Annotated in this window: 19 protein-coding genes and 1 riboswitch; of the genes, 13 read left to right on the top strand and 6 right to left on the bottom strand. The window is 32.4% G+C overall.

What is annotated here, in order from left to right:
- Window positions 1–70: 70 nt before the first annotated feature.
- From yjbH to JV528_RS09985, 3 genes are all read right to left on the bottom strand, one after another.
- Window positions 71–877, bottom strand: a complete 807-nt coding sequence (gene yjbH / locus JV528_RS09995) for a DsbA family protein (protein WP_204177202.1) — start codon at window positions 875–877, stop codon at window positions 71–73.
- A 22-nt stretch (window positions 878–899) separates the two neighbouring features.
- Window positions 900–1,265: a truncated hemoglobin YjbI gene (locus JV528_RS09990; RefSeq protein ID WP_000214067.1), complete on the bottom strand. Its 366-nt coding sequence runs from the start codon at window positions 1,263–1,265 to the stop codon at window positions 900–902.
- A 103-nt stretch (window positions 1,266–1,368) separates the two neighbouring features.
- Entirely contained in the window at window positions 1,369–1,962 is a 594-nt protein-coding gene (locus JV528_RS09985; protein ID WP_000224616.1) for a CYTH domain-containing protein, read from the bottom strand.
- A gap of 185 nt (window positions 1,963–2,147) precedes the next feature.
- On the opposite strand from JV528_RS09985, the gene JV528_RS09980 reads away from it, so the two are divergent.
- From JV528_RS09980 to fabI, 7 genes are all read left to right on the top strand, one after another.
- Window positions 2,148–2,495, top strand: a complete 348-nt coding sequence (locus JV528_RS09980) for a UPF0738 family protein (RefSeq protein ID WP_204254829.1) — start codon at window positions 2,148–2,150, stop codon at window positions 2,493–2,495.
- A 16-nt stretch (window positions 2,496–2,511) separates the two neighbouring features.
- A complete protein-coding gene (gene yjbM / locus JV528_RS09975) occupies window positions 2,512–3,147 on the top strand; it encodes a GTP diphosphokinase (RefSeq protein ID WP_001077683.1) in 636 nt (211 codons plus the stop codon).
- Between the two features lie 16 nt (window positions 3,148–3,163).
- Entirely contained in the window at window positions 3,164–3,973 is an 810-nt protein-coding gene (locus tag JV528_RS09970) for an NAD kinase (RefSeq protein ID WP_001270834.1), read from the top strand.
- The gene (locus JV528_RS09965; RefSeq protein WP_065315591.1) at window positions 3,970–4,824 is read left to right on the top strand and encodes an RluA family pseudouridine synthase; all 855 of its coding nucleotides are present in this window, start codon (window positions 3,970–3,972) and stop codon (window positions 4,822–4,824) included. The genes JV528_RS09970 and JV528_RS09965 overlap by 4 nt, the downstream gene beginning before the upstream one ends.
- Window positions 4,825–4,844: 20 nt before the next feature.
- Window positions 4,845–6,230: a magnesium transporter gene (gene mgtE, locus JV528_RS09960; protein WP_000062402.1), complete on the top strand. Its 1,386-nt coding sequence runs from the start codon at window positions 4,845–4,847 to the stop codon at window positions 6,228–6,230.
- Window positions 6,231–6,239: 9 nt separating this feature from the next.
- Window positions 6,240–8,084 (top strand): monovalent cation:proton antiporter family protein, encoded by a 1,845-nt coding sequence (locus JV528_RS09955; RefSeq protein WP_000395153.1) that lies wholly within the window; start codon window positions 6,240–6,242, stop codon window positions 8,082–8,084.
- Window positions 8,085–8,361: 277 nt separating this feature from the next.
- Window positions 8,362–9,132, top strand: coding sequence for an enoyl-ACP reductase FabI (fabI, locus tag JV528_RS09950; RefSeq protein WP_000933195.1), 771 nt, complete (start codon window positions 8,362–8,364; stop codon window positions 9,130–9,132).
- Between the two features lie 196 nt (window positions 9,133–9,328).
- Here fabI and cozEa read toward each other — a convergent pair whose 3' ends face one another.
- Window positions 9,329–10,414, bottom strand: a complete 1,086-nt coding sequence (cozEa, locus tag JV528_RS09945) for a lipoteichoic acid biosynthesis protein CozEa (protein WP_000933105.1) — start codon at window positions 10,412–10,414, stop codon at window positions 9,329–9,331.
- A gap of 341 nt (window positions 10,415–10,755) precedes the next feature.
- Between cozEa and JV528_RS09940 the strand changes: the two genes are divergently transcribed.
- The 3 genes from JV528_RS09940 (at window position 10,756) to JV528_RS09930 (ending at window position 13,928) form a co-directional block, all read left to right on the top strand.
- A complete protein-coding gene (locus JV528_RS09940) occupies window positions 10,756–12,324 on the top strand; it encodes an alanine/glycine:cation symporter family protein (RefSeq protein ID WP_204177204.1) in 1,569 nt (522 codons plus the stop codon).
- Window positions 12,325–12,466: 142 nt separating this feature from the next.
- Window positions 12,467–13,225: an esterase family protein gene (locus tag JV528_RS09935; RefSeq protein ID WP_000889178.1), complete on the top strand. Its 759-nt coding sequence runs from the start codon at window positions 12,467–12,469 to the stop codon at window positions 13,223–13,225.
- Between the two features lie 193 nt (window positions 13,226–13,418).
- Window positions 13,419–13,928 (top strand): YjcG family protein, encoded by a 510-nt coding sequence (locus JV528_RS09930; RefSeq protein WP_000600387.1) that lies wholly within the window; start codon window positions 13,419–13,421, stop codon window positions 13,926–13,928.
- Window positions 13,929–14,040: 112 nt separating this feature from the next.
- Here JV528_RS09930 and ltaA read toward each other — a convergent pair whose 3' ends face one another.
- Both ltaA and JV528_RS09920 read right to left on the bottom strand, forming a co-directional pair.
- Complete coding sequence (gene ltaA, locus JV528_RS09925; protein WP_001154218.1) at window positions 14,041–15,231, bottom strand: lipoteichoic acid biosynthesis MFS flippase LtaA; 1,191 nt, start codon at window positions 15,229–15,231, stop codon at window positions 14,041–14,043.
- The gene (locus JV528_RS09920; RefSeq protein WP_000258650.1) at window positions 15,209–16,384 is read right to left on the bottom strand and encodes a diglucosyl diacylglycerol synthase; all 1,176 of its coding nucleotides are present in this window, start codon (window positions 16,382–16,384) and stop codon (window positions 15,209–15,211) included. Before JV528_RS09920 ends, ltaA begins: the two co-directional genes overlap by 23 nt.
- 432 nt (window positions 16,385–16,816) lie before the next feature.
- On the opposite strand from JV528_RS09920, the gene JV528_RS09915 reads away from it, so the two are divergent.
- The 3 genes from JV528_RS09915 to JV528_RS09905 are packed head-to-tail and all read left to right on the top strand — an operon-like array spanning window position 16,817 to window position 20,104.
- Window positions 16,817–18,301 carry a UDP-N-acetylmuramoyl-L-alanyl-D-glutamate--L-lysine ligase gene (locus tag JV528_RS09915; RefSeq protein WP_000340127.1) on the top strand — a complete coding sequence of 495 codons (1,485 nt, stop codon included), beginning with the start codon at window positions 16,817–16,819 and terminating at the stop codon, window positions 18,299–18,301.
- A complete protein-coding gene (locus JV528_RS09910; protein WP_239469881.1) occupies window positions 18,291–18,542 on the top strand; it encodes a YueH family protein in 252 nt (83 codons plus the stop codon). The genes JV528_RS09915 and JV528_RS09910 overlap by 11 nt, the downstream gene beginning before the upstream one ends.
- On the top strand, window positions 18,542–20,104 hold the full coding sequence (locus JV528_RS09905) for a peptide chain release factor 3 (RefSeq protein ID WP_001049957.1): 1,563 nt from the start codon (window positions 18,542–18,544) through the stop codon (window positions 20,102–20,104). Before JV528_RS09910 ends, JV528_RS09905 begins: the two co-directional genes overlap by 1 nt.
- A gap of 119 nt (window positions 20,105–20,223) precedes the next feature.
- A riboswitch (yybP-ykoY riboswitch) is annotated at window positions 20,224–20,331 on the top strand.
- Window positions 20,332–20,352: the final 21 nt, after the last annotated feature.

The raw sequence follows: 20,352 nt of genomic DNA, 5'->3' as shown, positions 1-20,352 counted from the left end.
TAATGTTGCAAAATTAAGAGTCAATAAAAAGACCTCGTTACATTTATGGTGTACGAGGTCTTTAATTTATTTATTTTGATTTGATTTTAGGCATTTTAGATTTCCAGAAATCGCCATCTGGATATTTAAGTTTTTCAATTTTTTGTTGAATGGCTAACTTCTTTAACTCTTTGTTTAAAAGTTTTTCTGGCCATTCATAAATAGTAAGTAATTCTTCCATCGTTACAAGTTGTTGTTGCTGTATATAAGTTTCTAATTTAGGAGGAAGATTCTTTTCGATAGGTTTACCCATCAATTCATTAATTATATAAGTATAGATGTGATAAGGGTATAATCCTTCGACTTTTAAACCTTCTTCATGAACATCTTCACTAAAGAAAACGAGAGAAGGGGCTTGTTCGATTTCCATTTCTCTTGCAATATGCAAATCAATTTTCAAGATTTCAGTTAGTTTACTTTTTTGTAAGTCGTCTTTAAATACTTCTAAATCAATACCTGCATTTTGAATACAGTCACAAATCATTGATTCTGTAATAATATCTCTTTTAGGTATGATTTCATTTTGCATTAAATGTATAAATCGTTCGGCACGTACACGACCTTGTAACTCAGCTGCTTTATAAGCTAGGGCGATGTTATCAAAGTTGGATGTACTTTGAGCTTGGCATTTCGTTAATACTTTTAACGAAGGATTTAATATATGTCTGATACGTATATATTGATTATATTCAATTCTTAATTTGGATAAGATTGCTGATAATTTGAAGCAATCGGAGCTAAATGGATCGAAAAATGAATAAATTTCGATTTTACTTACAGGTGATAGATTAATATCTTCACGACTCTTATTTTCCATTATTCGTAATTCTCCAGCCATGTTTATTCACCTACAATTAATTTTAGGAATTCACCATATGATTAGCAGTTAATCTTAAGCGCTCAAATAAATAATCTCCAACACCTTGTGGAAACGCAGCGCGATTAATTGCTGTCTGCATATTTTCTAACCATGCATCTCTTTCAAATTCAGTGATTGTAAACGCCATATGTCTTTTTCTTAGCATAGGATGTCCGTGTTCTTCGGTATAAATGTTTGGACCGCCCAAAAACTGTGTTAAAAATTGTTTTTGTTTACGACTTGTTTCTGCAAAATCTCCTGGAAACAGGTGATTAAGTCGTTCATCTTTTTCTACAAGGGTGTAAAAATAATCAATCATATCGTATAACGCTTCTTTACCAATGATGTCATATGGTGTTGTTGTCATTTAATCACCCATTTTCAAAAATTTACTGTTACGAACTTAAGTTAATATATAACTAATATAACATGATTTTAAACATTTGAAAGAAATATGCATATTTGCCAATTTAATTTATATTGTTTGAAAGTGTTTCTTTTTTCTTAAAAAAACGTTGAACTTTATTTAAAGGTTGATGATGTTCGAGGTTTAGTTCGTTTAATAAAGATTGGAACTTTTGTGAACCTTGATTATAGTCTTTAACTTCGAACTCTAACTCATAATCCGTAGTATCGAAATACTCACTTTTATCTAAAACAAGTAAATCACCTTTATATTTAGTTTCTTGGCGATATGTCGTTAATGCGCCAAGTATTGATAAAGTTGTATCCTTTACACCAAACTGTTCAACTATAATTTGACGAATGTCATCTGGAAGATTGTCGTTTGAAATAATCAAGTTCATCTCTGGTTTAATGTCGACGATATAGTTGTATTCTATTAGACCAACCTTTGCTGGTGTCTTTAAAGTCATTTCATATTGATTGTCTTTAACTCTTATGCGTAGTGCAGAGCGATGTTCCTTTAATTTGAAATCGGGTGTATCAATATAGTAATTGACTTGCTTAAACAGCACACTGTCTTTAAAATATTTCTCTTGCAATTTATTATAGATTGATGCAGTTATCATTTGTTTAAATTCTATTTCATGATTTGTTGCCATGATATGTATACACCTCGTATCAAATTCAATTTATCTTAACTATATTATGAATGACAAAGTTGAATTTTAAAAGTAATTTCCTTTATCTATTATCAATGTTAATTTGACCATTAAAAATAGTGTTCGTAAGTGTTTTGTATTATTGAATTGTGTTAAAATGTTATGGAATAAGAGGAGGATTAAGCATGCGTTTATATATTAATGAAATTAAAATTAAAGATGACACACTTTATTGTTATACAGAAGATTCTATTAAAGGATTATCTGAAGTAGGACAAATGCTCGTTGATAGTGATAATTATGCCTTTGCGTATACATTAGATGATGGTAAAGCGTATGCTTATCTCATTTTCGTACAAGAAACATGGACGATGTTGCATGAAAACATGACTAAAAAAATTATTATCAATGATGAACTAGAATTGACTGAATTCCACCAAGAACTTACTTATATTTTAGACAACATAAAAGGAAATAATAATTATAGTAAGGAATTTGTTGCAACCGTTGAAGAAACATTCGACATTGAATAAAGCGGGGTGAAGCACTATGAATCAATGGGATCAGTTCTTAACACCTTATAAGCAAGCGGTTGATGAGTTGAAAGTGAAACTTAAAGGCATGCGCAAACAATATGAAGTTGGTGAACAAGCGTCGCCAATAGAATTTGTTACTGGTCGTGTTAAACCAATCGCTAGTATTATAGATAAGGCAAACAAACGACAAATACCATTTGATAGGTTAAGAGAAGAAATGTACGATATCGCTGGTTTAAGAATGATGTGCCAATTTGTTGAAGATATTGATGTTGTCGTCAATATTTTAAGACAAAGAAAAGATTTTAAAGTAATTGAAGAACGAGATTATATTCGTAACACTAAAGAAAGTGGTTACCGCTCGTATCATGTCATTATTGAATATCCAATCGAAACATTACAAGGCCAAAAATTTATATTGGCTGAGATTCAGATTCGTACATTAGCAATGAATTTCTGGGCAACGATTGAACATACTTTACGATATAAATATGATGGTGCTTATCCGGATGAAATTCAACATCGTTTGGAAAGAGCGGCAGAAGCAGCGTATTTACTTGATGAAGAGATGTCTGAAATTAAAGATGAAATTCAGGAAGCTCAAAAATATTACACGCAAAAACGTTCTAAAAAACATGAAAATGATTAACGAGGTGTTATAAATCATGCGTTATACAATTTTAACTAAAGGTGACTCCAAGTCTAATGCCTTAAAGCATAAAATGATGAACTATATGAAAGATTTTCGCATGATTGAGGATAGTGAAAATCCTGAAATTGTTATTTCAGTTGGTGGTGATGGTACATTACTACAAGCATTCCATCAGTATAGCCACATGTTATCAAAAGTGGCATTTGTTGGAGTTCATACAGGTCATTTAGGATTTTATGCGGATTGGTTACCTCATGAAGTTGAAAAATTAATCATCGAAATTAATAATTCAGAGTTTCAGGTCATTGAATATCCATTGCTTGAAATTATTATGAGATACAACGACAACGGCTATGAAACAAGGTATTTAGCATTAAATGAAGCAACGATGAAAACTGAAAATGGCTCAACACTTGTTGTGGATGTTAACTTAAGAGGGAAACACTTTGAGCGATTTAGAGGCGATGGATTATGTGTATCAACACCTTCGGGTTCAACGGCTTATAACAAAGCGCTAGGTGGCGCACTGATACATCCTTCACTTGAAGCAATGCAAATTACAGAAATTGCCTCAATAAATAATCGTGTGTTTAGAACGGTAGGATCACCACTTGTATTACCAAAGCATCATACATGTTTAATATCACCAGTTAATCATGATACCATTAGAATGACGATAGATCATGTTAGTATCAAACATAAAAATGTTAATTCAATACAATACCGTGTAGCAAATGAAAAAGTGAGGTTTGCACGTTTTAGACCATTCCCATTCTGGAAACGTGTACACGATTCTTTCATATCAAGTGATGAAGAACGATGAAATTTAAGTATCATATATCACAACAAGAAACTGTTAAAGCTTTTTTAGCACGACATGATTTTTCTAAGAAGACAGTGAGCGCCATTAAAAATAATGGCGCTTTAATTGTTAATGATGAACCAGTCACAGTGCGTAAGCAATTAATGCCAAATGATATATTAGAAATTCATTTACCGCAAGAAATACCGAGTGTTAATTTAATACCTTACGCTCGTAAGCTAGAAGTATTGTATGAAGATGCTTTTATCATCATAGTTACTAAACCAAACAATCAAAATTGTATACCTTCGAGAGAACATCCTCATGAAAGTTTAATCGAACAAGTACTATATCATTGTCAGGTACATGGTGAAAATATTAACCCGCATATTGTTACCCGTCTAGATCGTAATACAACTGGTATTGTGATATTCGCTAAATATGGACATATCCATCATTTATTTTCTAAAGGAAACTTGAAAAAAATATATACTTGCCTTGTATATGGTAAAACCCATTCATCTGGTATTATTGAAGCTAATATTAGACGGTCAAAGGATAGTATTATAACTAGAGAAGTTGCCTCGGATGGTAAATACGCTAAAACATCTTATGAAGTAATAAATCAAAATGATAAATATAGTTTGTGTAAAGTTCATTTGCATACGGGACGTACACATCAAATTCGTGTACATTTTCAACATATTGGGCATCCAATTGTGGGAGATTCTTTGTATGATGGTTTTCATGATAAAATTCATGGTCAAGTACTGCAATGTACGCAAATATATTTTGTTCATCCAATCAATAAGAACAATATTTATATTACAATTGATTATAAGCAATTACTTAAATTATTCAATCAACTCTAATTCACACAGGGGGTGTAAGTATGTCAATGAACACAGATGAAAAAGAGCGTGTTCAAGAGGAATTATATGATGAGACATTATTAGATCAATACTTAGAAAATGATGATATTGATCAATTTAGAGATGAATTTCTAGCATTACACACATATGAACAAGGTGAGTATTTTGAAGATACTACCGATGAAAATAGACAAAAGATTTTTCAATATTTATCACCTGAAGAGGTTGCAAATTTCTTTGATCAATTAGATATTGATGACGATGAATATGAGTTGCTATTTGATAAGATGAATGCGACATACGCTAGTCACATATTAGAAGAAATGTCATACGATAATGCAGTAGATATTTTAAATGAATTGACTAAACCAAAAGTTGCTAGTCTTTTAACATTGATGAATAAAGATGACGCGAATGAAATCAAAGCGCTACTTCACTATGATGAGGATACGGCCGGCGGTATTATGACGACGGAGTATTTATCACTTAAAGCGCATACGCCTGTTAAAGAAGCGTTATTATTGGTCAAAGCGCAAGCGCCAGACGCAGAAACAATCTATGTTATCTTTGTCGTTGATGATGATGGTAAATTAGTAGGTGTTTTGTCGCTAAGAGATTTAATTGTAGCTGAAAATGATGCTTATATTGAAGATATTATGAATGAACGTGTCATTAGTGTGAATGTAGCAGACGACCAAGAAGATGTTGCTCAAGTTATGAGAGACTATGATTTCATGGCCGTACCTGTTATAGATTACCAAGAACATTTGCTTGGTATCATCACGATTGATGATATTTTAGACGTTATGGATGAAGAGGCTAGTGAAGACTACTCTCGTTTAGCCGGGGTTTCAGATATCGATTCGACTAATGATTCAATCATTAAAACAGCATTAAAGCGTTTACCATGGTTGATTATTTTAACATTTTTAGGAATGATTACTGCGACAATTTTAGGGAGATTCGAAAAAACATTAGAAAATGTAGCGCTACTCGCAGCGTTTATTCCTATTATTAGTGGTATGTCAGGAAATTCAGGTACACAATCTTTAGCCGTTTCAGTTCGTAACATTACGACAGGGGAAATTAATGAGCAAAGTAAATTTAGAATTGCATTAAGAGAAGCGGGAAGTGGTGTATTATCGGGTGTTGTATGTTCAACAATATTATTTACAATTATTGTTGCAATATATCATCAGCCACTTTTAGCATTAATCGTTGCAGGAAGTTTAACTTGTGCGATGACGGTGGGGACGTTTGTAGGTTCGATGATTCCATTATTGATGAATAAGTTGAATATCGATCCAGCAGTGGCTAGCGGACCATTTATTACAACAATTAATGATATTATTAGTATGTTGATTTATTTTGGTTTAGCTACATCATTTATGGCTTACTTAATTTAAGGAGGAGTTATGGAGTTTTTATCTTTAGTTATTGTTGTTTTAGCAGCGTTTTTAACTCCAATAATTGTCAATCGATTAAATATTAATTTCTTGCCAGTTGTTGTTGCAGAAATTTTGATGGGGATTGTGATTGGAAATTCATTTCTAAATATAGTAGAAAGGGATTCAATTCTAAATATTTTATCAACGTTAGGCTTTATCTTTTTAATGTTTTTAAGTGGTTTAGAAATTGATTTTAAAGCTTTTAAAAAAGATAAACGCGCACGTCAAGGACAAAATGATGATGAATCCTCAATTCCAGGGCATCTTAATCTAGCGTTAACTGTATTTGCATTTATTATGATTATTTCGATTCTTTTAGCGTATGTATTTAAATGGCTTGGATTAGTGGATGATGTGTTATTAATGGTGATTATCATTTCAACTATTTCCTTAGGCGTAGTTGTTCCAACTTTAAAAGAAATGAATATTATGAGAACAACTATAGGGCAATTTATCCTATTAGTAGCAGTACTTGCGGACTTAGTAACTATGATTTTATTAACGGTCTATGGTGCAATCAATGGTCAAGGCGGCAGTACAATATGGTTAATAGGTATATTAGTTGTTTTCACAGCAATTTCATATATTTTAGGTGTTCAATTTAAAAGAATGTCATTTTTACAAAAATTGATGGATGGTACGACGCAAATCGGTATTCGTGCGGTGTTTGCATTAATAATATTATTAGTAGCCCTAGCAGAGGGAGTTGGCGCAGAAAATATATTAGGTGCATTCTTAGCAGGTGTCGTTGTTTCATTATTAAATCCAGATGAAGAAATGGTTGAAAAGTTAGACTCATTTGGTTACGGGTTCTTTATTCCTATTTTCTTTATAATGGTTGGTGTAGATTTAAACATACCTTCATTAATTAAAGAACCGAAATTACTAATTATCATACCGATTTTAATCGTTGCATTTATCATTTCAAAATTAATTCCAGTCATGTTTATTCGACGTTGGTTTGATATGAAAACAACGATTGCATCAGCATTTTTATTAACATCAACATTATCGCTCGTGATAGCTGCAGCCAAAATTTCAGAAAGATTAAATGCTATTTCAGCTGAAACGTCAGGTATATTAATTTTAAGCGCAGTCATTACATGTGTATTCGTTCCGATTATTTTCAAAAAACTGTTTCCAGTTCCAGATGAGTTTAACCGTAAAATTGAAGTTAGTTTAATTGGTAAAAATCAATTAACGATTCCTATAGCGCAAAATTTAACATCTCAGTTATATGACGTGACATTATATTATCGCAAAGACTTGAGTGATCGTCGTCAATTGTCGGATGATATCACGATGATAGAAATTGCTGATTATGAACAAGATGTTTTAGAACGACTAGGTCTGTTTGACCGAGACATAGTTGTTTGTGCCACGAATGACGATGATATTAACCGGAAAGTTGCTAAATTAGCCAAAGCACATCAAGTTGAGCGTGTCATTTGCAGACTTGAAAGCACAACGGACGATACAGAGTTAGTTGATTCAGGTATTGAAATTTTCAGTAGCTACTTAAGTAATAAAATCTTATTAAAAGGTTTAATTGAAACACCTAACATGTTGAATTTATTAAGTAACGTTGAAACGTCACTATATGAAATTCAAATGTTAAATTATAAATATGAAAATATTCAATTACGTAATTTCCCATTCGGAGGAGACATCATCTTCGTGCGTATTATCCGTAATAATGAGTCGATTGTTCCGCATGGAGATACACAATTGCGATATGGAGATCGCTTAATTGTTACCGGTGCTAAAGAATACGTTGATGAATTGAAGCAAGAGTTAGAATTTTATTTTTAACAATAATGATATTAAAATGCAGACGTATTTTAGTACGACGTAAAATTAATGATTTTAAAATGCTAGTATGTATATGATTTTGATAAATACATGCTTTTTACGTAAATCAAGTTTGATACAGAAAGGACTAAATCAAACATTTATCGTTGTAATACGTTTAAATAACTTTATTAAAAAGTCATAATAGTGTTAAAATGTATTGACGAATAAAAAGTTAGTTAAAACTGGGATTAGATATTCTATCCGTTAAATTAATTATTATAAGGAGTTATCTTACATGTTAAATCTTGAAAACAAAACATATGTCATCATGGGAATCGCTAATAAGCGTAGTATTGCTTTTGGTGTCGCTAAAGTTTTAGATCAATTAGGTGCTAAATTAGTATTTACTTACCGTAAAGAACGTAGCCGTAAAGAGCTTGAAAAATTATTAGAACAATTAAATCAACCAGAAGCGCACTTATATCAAATTGATGTTCAAAGCGATGAAGAGGTTATTAATGGTTTTGAGCAAATTGGTAAAGATGTTGGCAATATCGATGGTGTATATCATTCAATCGCATTTGCTAATATGGAAGACTTACGCGGACGTTTTTCTGAAACTTCACGTGAAGGTTTCTTGTTAGCTCAAGACATTAGTTCTTACTCACTAACTATCGTTGCTCATGAAGCTAAAAAATTAATGCCTGAAGGTGGTAGCATTGTTGCAACAACATATTTAGGTGGCGAATTCGCAGTTCAAAACTACAATGTGATGGGTGTTGCTAAAGCGAGCTTAGAAGCAAATGTTAAATATTTAGCATTAGACTTAGGTCCAGATAATATTCGCGTTAATGCAATTTCAGCTGGTCCAATCCGTACATTAAGTGCAAAAGGTGTGGGTGGTTTCAATACAATTCTTAAAGAAATCGAAGAGCGTGCACCTTTAAAACGTAATGTTGATCAAGTAGAAGTAGGTAAAACAGCGGCTTACTTATTAAGTGACTTATCAAGTGGCGTTACAGGTGAAAATATTCATGTAGATAGCGGATTCCACGCAATTAAATAATATCATTCAACAGCTTTGTTCACGTTATTATATATGTGACCAAAGCTTTTTTTTGCCTTTATAATAATCGGACTGATGGAAAATTATTTGATATTTCATCTGACTGATTTTTTTATGCACAAAAAATTGCCTCAAAAGCTGTAGTTTCAACTTTTGAGGCGATAGTATCTTATATTATTAAAAGACATCCACAGAATTAGTCCTTAACATTACTGTTTGCTTTATCAATAATGCGTTGGCGGTATTTGAAAATATTACTAACAACCGTTTTAAGTACAGCATATAATGGCACTGCAATCAGAACTAATGTAAAGCCACCTAAATCTCCTGCTGCTAAAATAACAACGATAATTGTTAAAGGATGAATACTTAAAGATTTACCCATTACATTTGGTGTAATGATATTACCTTCAAGTTGGTGTGCAATTAATGTAATGATACAAACCCATATAAATGTAGTAGGACTATCTATAATACCGAGTATTGCTGCAGGTGCAAATGATAACCATGAACCTAAGAAAGGAATTAAGTTTGCGACACCAGCAAATAGTACTAATAAAGGAATATATGGTAAGTCAATAATTGAATAACCGATATATAAGAATATACCTAAAATAACACTGACAGTTACTTGACCTTGAATGTAAGATTTTAATGTAAAGTTTAAATCAGTTAATAAATCTACGAAAAATACTTTACGTTCACCTTTGAAAAATTTAGCAACAGCTGGGATAAATTTTTCATGGTCTTTTAACATATAAATTAAGAAGAATGGAACCATAATCAATAAGAAGATGGTTGAAATTAATGATGTAATGTACTGTAATGAATTAGATAAAATATTAGTAACGCCATCACCCATTGATTTAACCATATTTGTAATTCTACTTGTTACATCTTCAGGTAATTTATCCATTTGAGCTAGTGCGAATTTAATAATTTGCTCTGCTTCTTTTTGTAGGGCAGGTGTTTGACTAATTAAATTGTTGATATTTGAAATGATGATTGGTGCAACAAACGCAACAATTAAGCCGATAATAGCAAACAAAGCTAACATGATTGTTGTTATACTAGCCCATCTTGGAAAACCGACTTTTTCAAGTAAGTTTTGAAAAGGTAGACAGATATAAAATAAAAAACCACTAATTAAAAATGGAAGAAATACAGAACCGATGATTGTAGCTATTGGAGTAAATACTTCGTGCACTTCCATAAATAGTTTGATGAGAATGAACAGCATAATCAGAGCGATGCCAGTTCGGAACCAAACCTTGTTTAACATAAACGATGTTCCTCCTATTTTTCTAAACTTAGTTATTATTTAGTATATCCTAAATAGCAGTGCTTAAAAAGGTTAATATTTTTTAAATATACTTAAATTAAGCATTCACTTTCTATTTTAAGATATTTACTTTCAATAGTTTGTGAGACTTTTCAATGACTCGTAAGTCTGCAAATGGATCAAGCAGTACCAATTTATATGAATAACTTATTTTAATAGTAAACGTGTTTAAATAATGAAATGATCATATTATTATTTATAAGAATATTCTGAAAAATATATTGAAGTGTCTCGTGCTTAATCGTATAATATTTTTATGTTTAAACAATAGGGGGAATCTTATGATTGAAAAATTAGTAACCTTTTTAAATGAGGTTGTTTGGAGTAAGCCATTAGTTTATGGTTTGCTAATTACTGGTGTGCTATTTACATTGCGTATGCGATTTTTTCAAGTTAGACATTTTAAAGAAATGATTCGATTAATGTTTCAAGGAGAGAAGTCTCCTAATGGTATTTCAAGTTTTCAAGCGATAGCCATGTCTTTAGCAGGCAGGGTTGGTACAGGTAATATTGTCGGTGTATCTACTGCAATATTTATAGGAGGACCTGGTACAGTATTTTGGATGTGGATTACTGCGTTTTTAGGTGCAAGTAGTGCTTTTATTGAATCTACACTTGGTCAAATATTCAAGAGAGTTGAAAATAATGAATACCGTGGTGGACCAGCGTATTATATTGAATATGGTATTGGTGGTAAATTTGGTAAAATTTACGGAATTATCTTTGCTATTGTTACGATTATCTCAGTAGGTCTGTTGCTTCCTGGTGTGCAATCTAACGCTATAGCAAGTTCTATGCACAATGCGATTCATGTTCCACAATGGTTAATGGGTGGTATTGTTGTAGTTGTTTTGGGATTAATTATTTTTGGTGGTGTACGTAGTATTGCCAATGTTGCAACAGCCGTTGTACCATTTATGGCAATTATTTACATACTAATGGCTGTCATTATCATTTGTATCAATATACAAGAAGTGCCAGCGTTATTTGCATTAATTTTCAAATCAGCATTTGGATTACAATCTGCTTTTGGTGGTATCGTTGGCGCAATGATAGAGATTGGTGTTAAACGTGGATTATACTCAAATGAGGCTGGTCAAGGTACAGGTCCACACGCAGCAGCGGCAGCAGAAGTATCACATCCAAGTAAACAAGGTCTAGTACAAGCATTTTCAGTTTATATTGATACATTATTTGTATGTACTGCAACTGCTCTGATTATACTTATTTCTGGTACATATAATGTGACTGATGGTACGGTTAATGCGAATGGCACACCGCATTTAATTAAAGACGGTGGGATTTATGTTGAAAATGCAACAGGCAAAGATTATTCAGGAACTGCGATGTATGCACAAGCCGGCATTGATAAAGCGTTCCATGGCAGTGGTTATCAATTTGATCCTACTTTCTCTGGTGTAGGTTCGTACTTTATTGCATTTGCTTTATTCTTCTTTGCATTTACTACTATTTTGTCGTACTACTACATTACAGAAACAAATGTCGCTTATTTAACGCGTAATCAAAATAATCAAGTTTCATCGGTATTTATTAATATTGCACGTGTGATTATTTTGTTCGCTACATTTTACGGTGCAGTTAAAACAGCTGATGTAGCATGGGCATTCGGTGATTTAGGTGTAGGTCTAATGGCTTGGTTAAATATCATTGCGATTTGGATTTTACATAAGCCTGCCGTAAATGCTTTAAAAGATTATGAAATTCAAAAGAAACGTTTAGGCAACGGTTATAATGCAGTTTATCAACCTGATCCGAATAAATTACCTAATGCTGTCTTTTGGTTGAAGACATATCCAGAACGTTTAAAACAAGCACGTGTCAAAAAGTAATCTACTTTTGTTTATAGTATATGTAGTGATCATTTGATAAAAAAGAAAAAGTATTGAGAATTTTAGGTGCTCAGAAATTTGAATTTTAAAATATAGTGTCTCTTGGTACAATAATAATACAATTACTAGGGGGCACTTTTTTATGTTGGAATTTAAAGCTGGAAAGATTAATAAACATGTTTTATATAGTGATATTTTAAATAGAGATGTCACACTAAGTATTTATTTGCCAGAATCTTATAATCAACTTGTTAAATATAATGTCATTCTTTGCTTTGACGGATTAGATTTTTTACGTTTCGGGAGAATACAACGTACATATGAATCGTTAATCAAAGAAGCGCGTATTGATGATGCGATTATTGTCGGATTCCATTATGAAGACGTTGATAAGCGTAGAGAGGAATTTCATCCACAAGGAAGTCGTTCTCATTTAACTATTCAATCAGTCGGTAAAGAAATATTGCCATTTATTGACTCGACGTTTTCTACACTGAAAGTAGGTAATGCAAGGTTATTAGTAGGGGATAGTTTAGCGGGTAGTATTGCCTTATTAACGGCGTTGACCTATCCAACGATCTTTAGTCGTGTAGCAATGTTAAGTCCACATTCAGATGAAAAAGTATTAGATAAGCTAAATCAATGTGCTAATAAAGAACAATTGACAATTTGGCATGTCATTGGTCTAGATGAAAAAGATTTCACTTTACCAACAAATGGTAAGCGTGCCGATTTCTTAACACCGAATAGAGAATTAGCTGAACAAATTAAGAAATATAATATAACTTATTATTACGATGAATTTGAAGGTGGTCACCAATGGAAAGATTGGAAACCATTGCTGTCAGATATATTATTGTATTTTTTAAGTAAAAACACAGATGATCAACTTTATGAATAATTTACATTAGTAGATTTAGTATGAATTGTCTTCATATAGTCTGGTCTATAATATAATTTATAAAAGATTTTACTGTTTAATTTAATTTAAATTTGTCGAAATTGCAAAAGATGTATAATGAATTATTTTTAATGTAACGGTTTTCAAAGAAATTTGATATAATAGCAATAGGTTAAACAAAGGAGGAATTCAGATGATTTTAGGATTAGCATTAATTCCATCAAAGTCATTTCAAGAAGCGGTGGATTCTTACCGTAAAAGATATGATAAACAGTATTCACGAATTAAACCACATGTGACAATTAAAGCGCCATTTGAAATTGAAGATGGTGATTTAGATTCTGTCATTGAACAGGTTAGAGCTCGTATTAATGGTATACCAGCAGTAGAAGTTCATGCTACAAAAGCTTCTAGCTTCAAACCAACGAACAATGTGATTTACTTTAAAGTTGCGAAGACGGACGACTTAGAAGAATTGTTTAATCGCTTTAATGGAGAAGATTTCTATGGAGAAGCTGAACATGTTTTTGTGCCACACTTTACAATAGCACAAGGACTATCTAGCCAAGAATTCGAAGATATTTTTGGTCAAGTAGCATTAGCTGGGGTAGACCATAAAGAAATTATCGATGAATTAACTTTGTTACGTTTTGACGATGACGAAGATAAATGGAAAGTTATTGAAACGTTTAAATTAGCTTAAGTAACATAATAGTATTGTTAATCGTAGTATGTTTGAATTAATAAGAAAATGGTCATTTTTATTGAATGTAATAAAAATGACCATTTTCTTTATTTTAAAATACGTTTTAACCTTACTTAGCTTTTTCTCTATTTGCTATAAAGTAGCTTCCATAAAATACAGCTAAGACTAAAAAGATTAATGCCGAGAAATAAAATGTATTGTTTAAATTGTTGGTAAATTGTGTAATTAATCCGCCAAATAATGGCCCGATCATTGAGCCGAATCCTTGGATACTATTAAAAACACCCCAAGTTTCTTCCTGTTCATCTGATTTGATAAATCGTGCCATAAAGGTATTCCATGCTGGTAATAAGATGCCATACATTAGACCGATAGCTAAAGCGATAATCCACACGATGTGAATATTAACAATCATAGATAGAGTAAAAATTAATATCATGTATAAAATAAATCCGCTTAGAATAACACTATACATAAAGTTTCTGCTGCGGTTATCTATTAGTTTCGATAAAAATAGCATCGAAACTGCACAGCCGATACCACCAATAATGATTGCAACAGTATATTCAATTGTGCTTACGTTAATAACCTTAGTAGCATATGTTGGTAATATAGGAACTAGGGCAGCAATTGCGGCACCTTGTAAAAGAATACCAGGGAACAACAATAAATGGCGCTTTGTCACATCAACAATTTGTCTCAATTGTGCTTTAACTGGACGAGTATTATAATTTGTTAACTTTACATCGACAAAATAATATAATATCCATGCAATTAAAACGACTAAAGACATCATGAAGGCAAAGCGTGTTGGGTGCACTTTGATAAGTAGATTCATAAAAACCATACCTACCAATAGACCTAACAACCATGAAAAATAAACATAGCCCATTTGTTTGCCACGTTTATCTTCTTCAACACTGGATAACATAATGACCCAAATAGGACTAACTGCAATACCGAGCATCAAAGCACTAAATATGATTACAAAAGGTGATGCTGGAAACCAAATAACTAAAAATAAACTTGTAAATGCTAAAATAAATCCAGTCGTTAAAACGATTTTTGTGCCGAATTTTTTCAGTAAAAAGCCTATAACAAAGTTTGTAGATGCATCAGCAATAAAATGTATTGAAAATGCTAGAGACGTTATTGCTACAGCAATGGATGTAACTGTTGGCAAGAAATTAATATAGCTTAGGATATACATGCCTCTCGCAAATTCCATTAAAAATAAGATAATAAGCATTAAAATGAAATTTTTATGATTAGCGTAATTATTTAACGAAGAATCTTGCATATAAAGGAACCTTTCCATAAATCTCTTGTGGTTGTGATGAATGACCGATTAAATCAAGTAAGTCCCTACATATTGTCTGTGTAGCATACTTAATTTTATCTTGTTCCATTGTACTAATCATGTTAGTTAATTGCTCATTACCATTCGTTAAACTAGCTACAATTTTTATTGCTTCTTCTGGAGTATCAGCGATTTTACCAAAACCTTTTTCTTCAAAGTAAAGGGCATTTTCAAGCTCTTGACCAGGTGCAGGATTTAGGAAAATCATTGGAATACAACGGGCGAAACCTTCAGTTATTGTGATACCACCAGGTTTCGTAATCATAAGTTGACTTGATGCCATCCATTCATTCATGTGTTTGGTATAACCTAGAATCAATACATTCTCGTTAGATTTAAACTTAGCTGTTAAAGAACGCTTTAGCTCTTTGCTCTTACCACAAATCATAACTACTTGTGCATTTGCACTTTTCGCTAATATATCAGTGATCATCGTGTCAAAACCTTTAGATACACCAAATGCACCAGCTGACATTAAAATAGTTTGCTTATCTGGATCTAAGTTGTTGTCTATTAACCACTGCTTTTGATTAATAGGTGTTTCAAATTTGTTATCAATAGGAATACCTGTCACTTTAACTGTTGAAGGATCAATACCTACGTCTATGAAGTCTTGTTTCGTTTCTTTTGTTGCCACATAATATCTTGTTGAATACGGCGTAATCCAGTTTTTATGTAAGCGATAGTCTGTCATCACTGTAGCAACTGGAATATTAATGTTAAATTGCTCAGTTAGTACCGACATAACTGGTGTAGGAAACGTTAATAATATTAAATCTGGCTTTTCTTTTATCAATAAATTAATTAATTTATTAAGTCCATAGTATTTGTAGAAACATTTGTCTAGTTTATCTGGGCGGCTGTAATAAAACCCTTTGTACATATTTCTAAAATATTTAAAGCTATTGATATACCATTTTTTACAAATAGAAGTCAAAATTGGATGAGCTTCCATAAATAAATCGTGCTCAATGACGCTTAAATGGTCTAGATTCATATCATTAAGTTGATTAACGATACTCTGTGTAACTTGCATATGACCGTTACCGAATGAGCCAGTAATAATCAATATCTTTTTATTTTGAGTAACCATTAATAGCCACCCTCCGTTAGTTTGAAAATTTTATTTAAGTGTAACTTATTTTACGGCATTATAAAAGAAATAAAGACGCAAAGTCGTTACATTTATAGCAATTTTAATCAATAGTTGAATTGATACAAAATAAAACGTTATTTTATAAAGCAATTTATTGTTCTATGTTTTATTTGTAAATTTAAAATTATCCAGTATACAATTATAGCATATTTTTGGAAACAATTATGATATTATACCATGTTACAAGATGGTTTTAATAATTTAAGATGAGCCATAATTGTGAAACTAATTCATAATACCTTAAGTTTTATTTTTAATAGTAGAAATTAGAAAATGCTGATTAGTAGGATATATCAGTGAAATTATAAATTTATTAACATCAACAAAACGTGTATAATAAACATATTGTAGAAAAAGGAGCGGTTCAGTTTGGATGCAAGTACGTTGTTTAAGAAAGTAAAAGTAAAGCGTGTATTGGGTTCTTTAGAACAACAAATAGATGATATCACTACTGATTCACGTACAGCGAGAGAAGGTAGTATTTTTGTCGCTTCAGTTGGATATACTGTAGACAGTCATAAGTTCTGTCAAAGTGTAGCTGATCAAGGGTGTAAGTTGGTAGTGGTCAATAAAGAACAATCATTACCAGCTAACGTAACACAAGTGGTTGTGCCGGACACATTAAGAGTAGCTAGTATTCTAGCACACACATTATTTGATTATCCGAGTCATCAGTTAGTGACATTTGGTGTAACGGGTACAAATGGTAAAACTTCTATTGCGACGATGATTCATTTAATTCAAAGAAAGTTACAAAAAAATAGTGCATATTTAGGAACTAATGGTTTCCAAATTAATGAAACAAAGACAAAAGGTGCAAATACGACACCAGAAACAGTTTCTTTAACTAAGAAAATTAAAGAAGCAGTTGATGCAGGCGCTGAATCCATGACATTAGAAGTATCAAGCCATGGCTTAGTATTAGGACGACTGAGAGGCGTTGAATTTGACGTTGCAATATTTTCAAATTTAACACAAGACCATTTAGATTTTCATGGCACAATGGAAGCGTACGGACACGCGAAGTCTTTATTGTTTAGTCAATTAGGTGAAGATTTGTCGAAAGAAAAGTATGTCGTGTTAAACAATGACGATTCATTTTCTGAGTATTTAAGAACAGTGACGCCTTATGAAGTATTTAGTTATGGAATTGATGAGGAAGCCCAATTTATGGCTAAAAATATTCAAGAATCTTTACAAGGTGTCAGCTTTGATTTTGTAACGCCTTTTGGAACTTACCCAGTAAAATCGCCTTATGTTGGTAAGTTTAATATTTCTAATATTATGGCGGCAATGATTGCGGTGTGGAGTAAAGGTACATCTTTAGAAACGATTATTAAAGCAGTTGAAAATTTAGAACCTGTTGAAGGACGATTAGAAGTTTTAGATCCTTCGTTACCTATTGATTTAATTATCGATTATGCACATACAGCTGATGGTATGAACAAATTAATCGATGCAGTACAGCCTTTTGTAAAGCAAAAGTTGATATTTTTAGTTGGTATGGCAGGCGAACGTGATTTAACTAAAACGCCTGAAATGGGGCGAGTTGCCTGTCGTGCAGATTATGTCATTTTCACACCGGATAATCCGGCAAATGATGACCCGAAAATGTTAACAGCAGAATTAGCCAAAGGTGCAACACATCAAAACTATATTGAATTTGATGATCGTGCAGAAGGGATAAAACATGCAATTGACATAGCTGAGCCTGGGGATACTGTCGTTTTAGCATCAAAAGGAAGAGAACCATATCAAATCATGCCAGGGCATATTAAGGTGCCACATCGAGATGATTTAATTGGCCTTGAAGCAGCTTACAAAAAGTTCGGTGGTGGCCCTGTTGGTCAATAAAAGACTTATTGATGAAGGTAAAACTATTGATGTTTATTTATTCGAAGCATTAAATGACCAGATAATCATTGCTATACCAGATTGGTTTTGGTCATATCAGATGGCAATAGCATTAGATGAAGAAAATTGTTTTGAAGCAATACTCATGCAATTGTTTGTTTTTAAAGAAGAGGAAGAGGCAGAGTCGATTGCATCACAACTAACAGATTGTATAGAAACATATAAAAAGGAGAAAGACTAATGAACTTAAAGCAAGAAGTTGAGTCTAGAAAGACTTTTGCGATTATTTCACATCCCGATGCAGGGAAAACAACGTTAACTGAAAAACTATTGTACTTCAGTGGTGCCATTCGTGAAGCGGGTACAGTTAAAGGGAAGAAGACTGGTAAATTTGCGACAAGTGACTGGATGAAAGTTGAACAAGAGCGTGGTATTTCTGTAACAAGTTCAGTAATGCAATTTGATTACGATGATTATAAAATCAATATCTTAGATACACCAGGACATGAAGACTTTTCAGAAGATACGTATAGAACATTAATGGCAGTTGACAGTGCTGTCATGGTCATAGACTGTGCAAAAGGTATTGAACCACAAACATTGAAGTTATTTAAAGTTTGTAAAATGCGTGGTATTCCAATCTTTACATTCATTAATAAATTAGACCGAGTAGGTAAAGAACCATTTGAATTATTAGATGAAATCGAAGAGACATTAAATATTGAAACATACCCTATGAATTGGCCAATTGGTATGGGGCAAAGTTTCTTTGGCATCATTGATAGAAAGTCTAAAACAATTGAACCATTTAGAGATGAAGAAAATATATTGCATTTGAATGATGATTTTGAGTTGGAAGAAGATCATGCAATTACAAATGATAGTGCTTTTGAACAAGCGATTGAAGAATTAATGCTGGTTGAAGAAGCGGGTGAAGCCTTTGATAATGACGCGCTGTTGAGTGGAGACTTAACACCTGTATTTTTCGGTTCAGCTTTAGCTAACTTTGGTGTACAAAATTTCTTAAATGCATATGTTGATTTTGCACCAATGCCAAATGCGAGACAAACAAAAGAAGAGGTTGAAGTAAGCCCGTTTGATGATTCATTTTCAGGATTTATCTTTAAAATTCAAGCCAACATGGACCCTAAACACCGTGATAGAATTGCCTTTATGCGTGTCGTTAGTGGTGCATTTGAACGTGGTATGGATGTTACTTTGCAACGTACTAATAAAAAGCAAAAGATCACACGTTCAACGTCATTTATGGCAGACGATAAAGAAACTGTGAATCATGCTGTAGCAGGCGATATCATTGGACTATATGATACTGGTAATTATCAAATTGGAGATACTTTAGTTGGTGGAAAACAAACCTACAGTTTCCAAGATTTACCACAATTTACGCCAGAAATTTTTATGAAAGTTTCTGCTAAAAACGTCATGAAACAGAAGCATTTCCATAAAGGTATTGAACAATTAGTACAAGAAGGTGCGATTCAATACTATAAAACATTACACACAAACCAAATTATTTTAGGTGCTGTTGGTCAGTTACAATTTGAAGTTTTCGAACATAGAATGAAAAACGAATATAATGTTGATGTTGTTATGGAGCCAGTAGGCCGTAAAATTGCACGTTGGATTGAAAATGAAGACCAAATTACAGATAAGATGAACACATCAAGATCGATTTTAGTGAAAGATAGATATGACGATTTGGTATTCTTATTTGAAAATGAATTTGCAACAAGATGGTTCGAAGAGAAATTCCCTGAAATTAAATTGTATAGTTTACTTTAACGGCTCAATAGTATAATCGAATTTGTGACTTTAAAAATAATTGTTTCGTTGAAGAAAAATAAATTGTATATTTTAAAAGAAAAAGGTATACTATGATGTATCAAATGAATAACCTATGGCATTTTGTCAGAGGGGAGTAACTTAAGAATCATGACCGTATAAATGATTCGACACTTTATCGTCATTACGAAGATATCTTCCGGTAAAGTGGGCAATTTAAATTGCTTAGTGAGACCTTTGCTATTTAT

Source organism: Staphylococcus sp. GDB20D11A (assembly GCF_016893255.1).
Classification (GTDB): Bacteria; Bacillota; Bacilli; order Staphylococcales; family Staphylococcaceae; genus Staphylococcus; species Staphylococcus aureus.
This window is presented reverse-complemented; position numbering and strand designations above follow the sequence as displayed.

Coding starts and splice junctions, on each gene's coding strand:
- JV528_RS09965 (WP_065315591.1), top strand. CDS start 3,970: ATGAAATTTAAGTATCATATATCACAACAAGAAACTGTTAAAGCTTTT.
- JV528_RS09970 (WP_001270834.1), top strand. CDS start 3,164: ATGCGTTATACAATTTTAACTAAAGGTGACTCCAAGTCTAATGCCTTA.
- JV528_RS09920 (WP_000258650.1), bottom strand. CDS start 16,384: ATGGTTACTCAAAATAAAAAGATATTGATTATTACTGGCTCATTCGGT.
- JV528_RS09930 (WP_000600387.1), top strand. CDS start 13,419: ATGATTTTAGGATTAGCATTAATTCCATCAAAGTCATTTCAAGAAGCG.
- fabI (WP_000933195.1), top strand. CDS start 8,362: ATGTTAAATCTTGAAAACAAAACATATGTCATCATGGGAATCGCTAAT.
- yjbM (WP_001077683.1), top strand. CDS start 2,512: ATGAATCAATGGGATCAGTTCTTAACACCTTATAAGCAAGCGGTTGAT.
- JV528_RS09935 (WP_000889178.1), top strand. CDS start 12,467: ATGTTGGAATTTAAAGCTGGAAAGATTAATAAACATGTTTTATATAGT.
- JV528_RS09940 (WP_204177204.1), top strand. CDS start 10,756: ATGATTGAAAAATTAGTAACCTTTTTAAATGAGGTTGTTTGGAGTAAG.
- mgtE (WP_000062402.1), top strand. CDS start 4,845: ATGTCAATGAACACAGATGAAAAAGAGCGTGTTCAAGAGGAATTATAT.
- JV528_RS09905 (WP_001049957.1), top strand. CDS start 18,542: ATGAACTTAAAGCAAGAAGTTGAGTCTAGAAAGACTTTTGCGATTATT.
- ltaA (WP_001154218.1), bottom strand. CDS start 15,231: ATGCAAGATTCTTCGTTAAATAATTACGCTAATCATAAAAATTTCATT.
- cozEa (WP_000933105.1), bottom strand. CDS start 10,414: ATGTTAAACAAGGTTTGGTTCCGAACTGGCATCGCTCTGATTATGCTG.
- JV528_RS09990 (WP_000214067.1), bottom strand. CDS start 1,265: ATGACAACAACACCATATGACATCATTGGTAAAGAAGCGTTATACGAT.
- yjbH (WP_204177202.1), bottom strand. CDS start 877: ATGGCTGGAGAATTACGAATAATGGAAAATAAGAGTCGTGAAGATATT.
- JV528_RS09980 (WP_204254829.1), top strand. CDS start 2,148: ATGCGTTTATATATTAATGAAATTAAAATTAAAGATGACACACTTTAT.
- JV528_RS09985 (WP_000224616.1), bottom strand. CDS start 1,962: ATGGCAACAAATCATGAAATAGAATTTAAACAAATGATAACTGCATCA.
- JV528_RS09955 (WP_000395153.1), top strand. CDS start 6,240: ATGGAGTTTTTATCTTTAGTTATTGTTGTTTTAGCAGCGTTTTTAACT.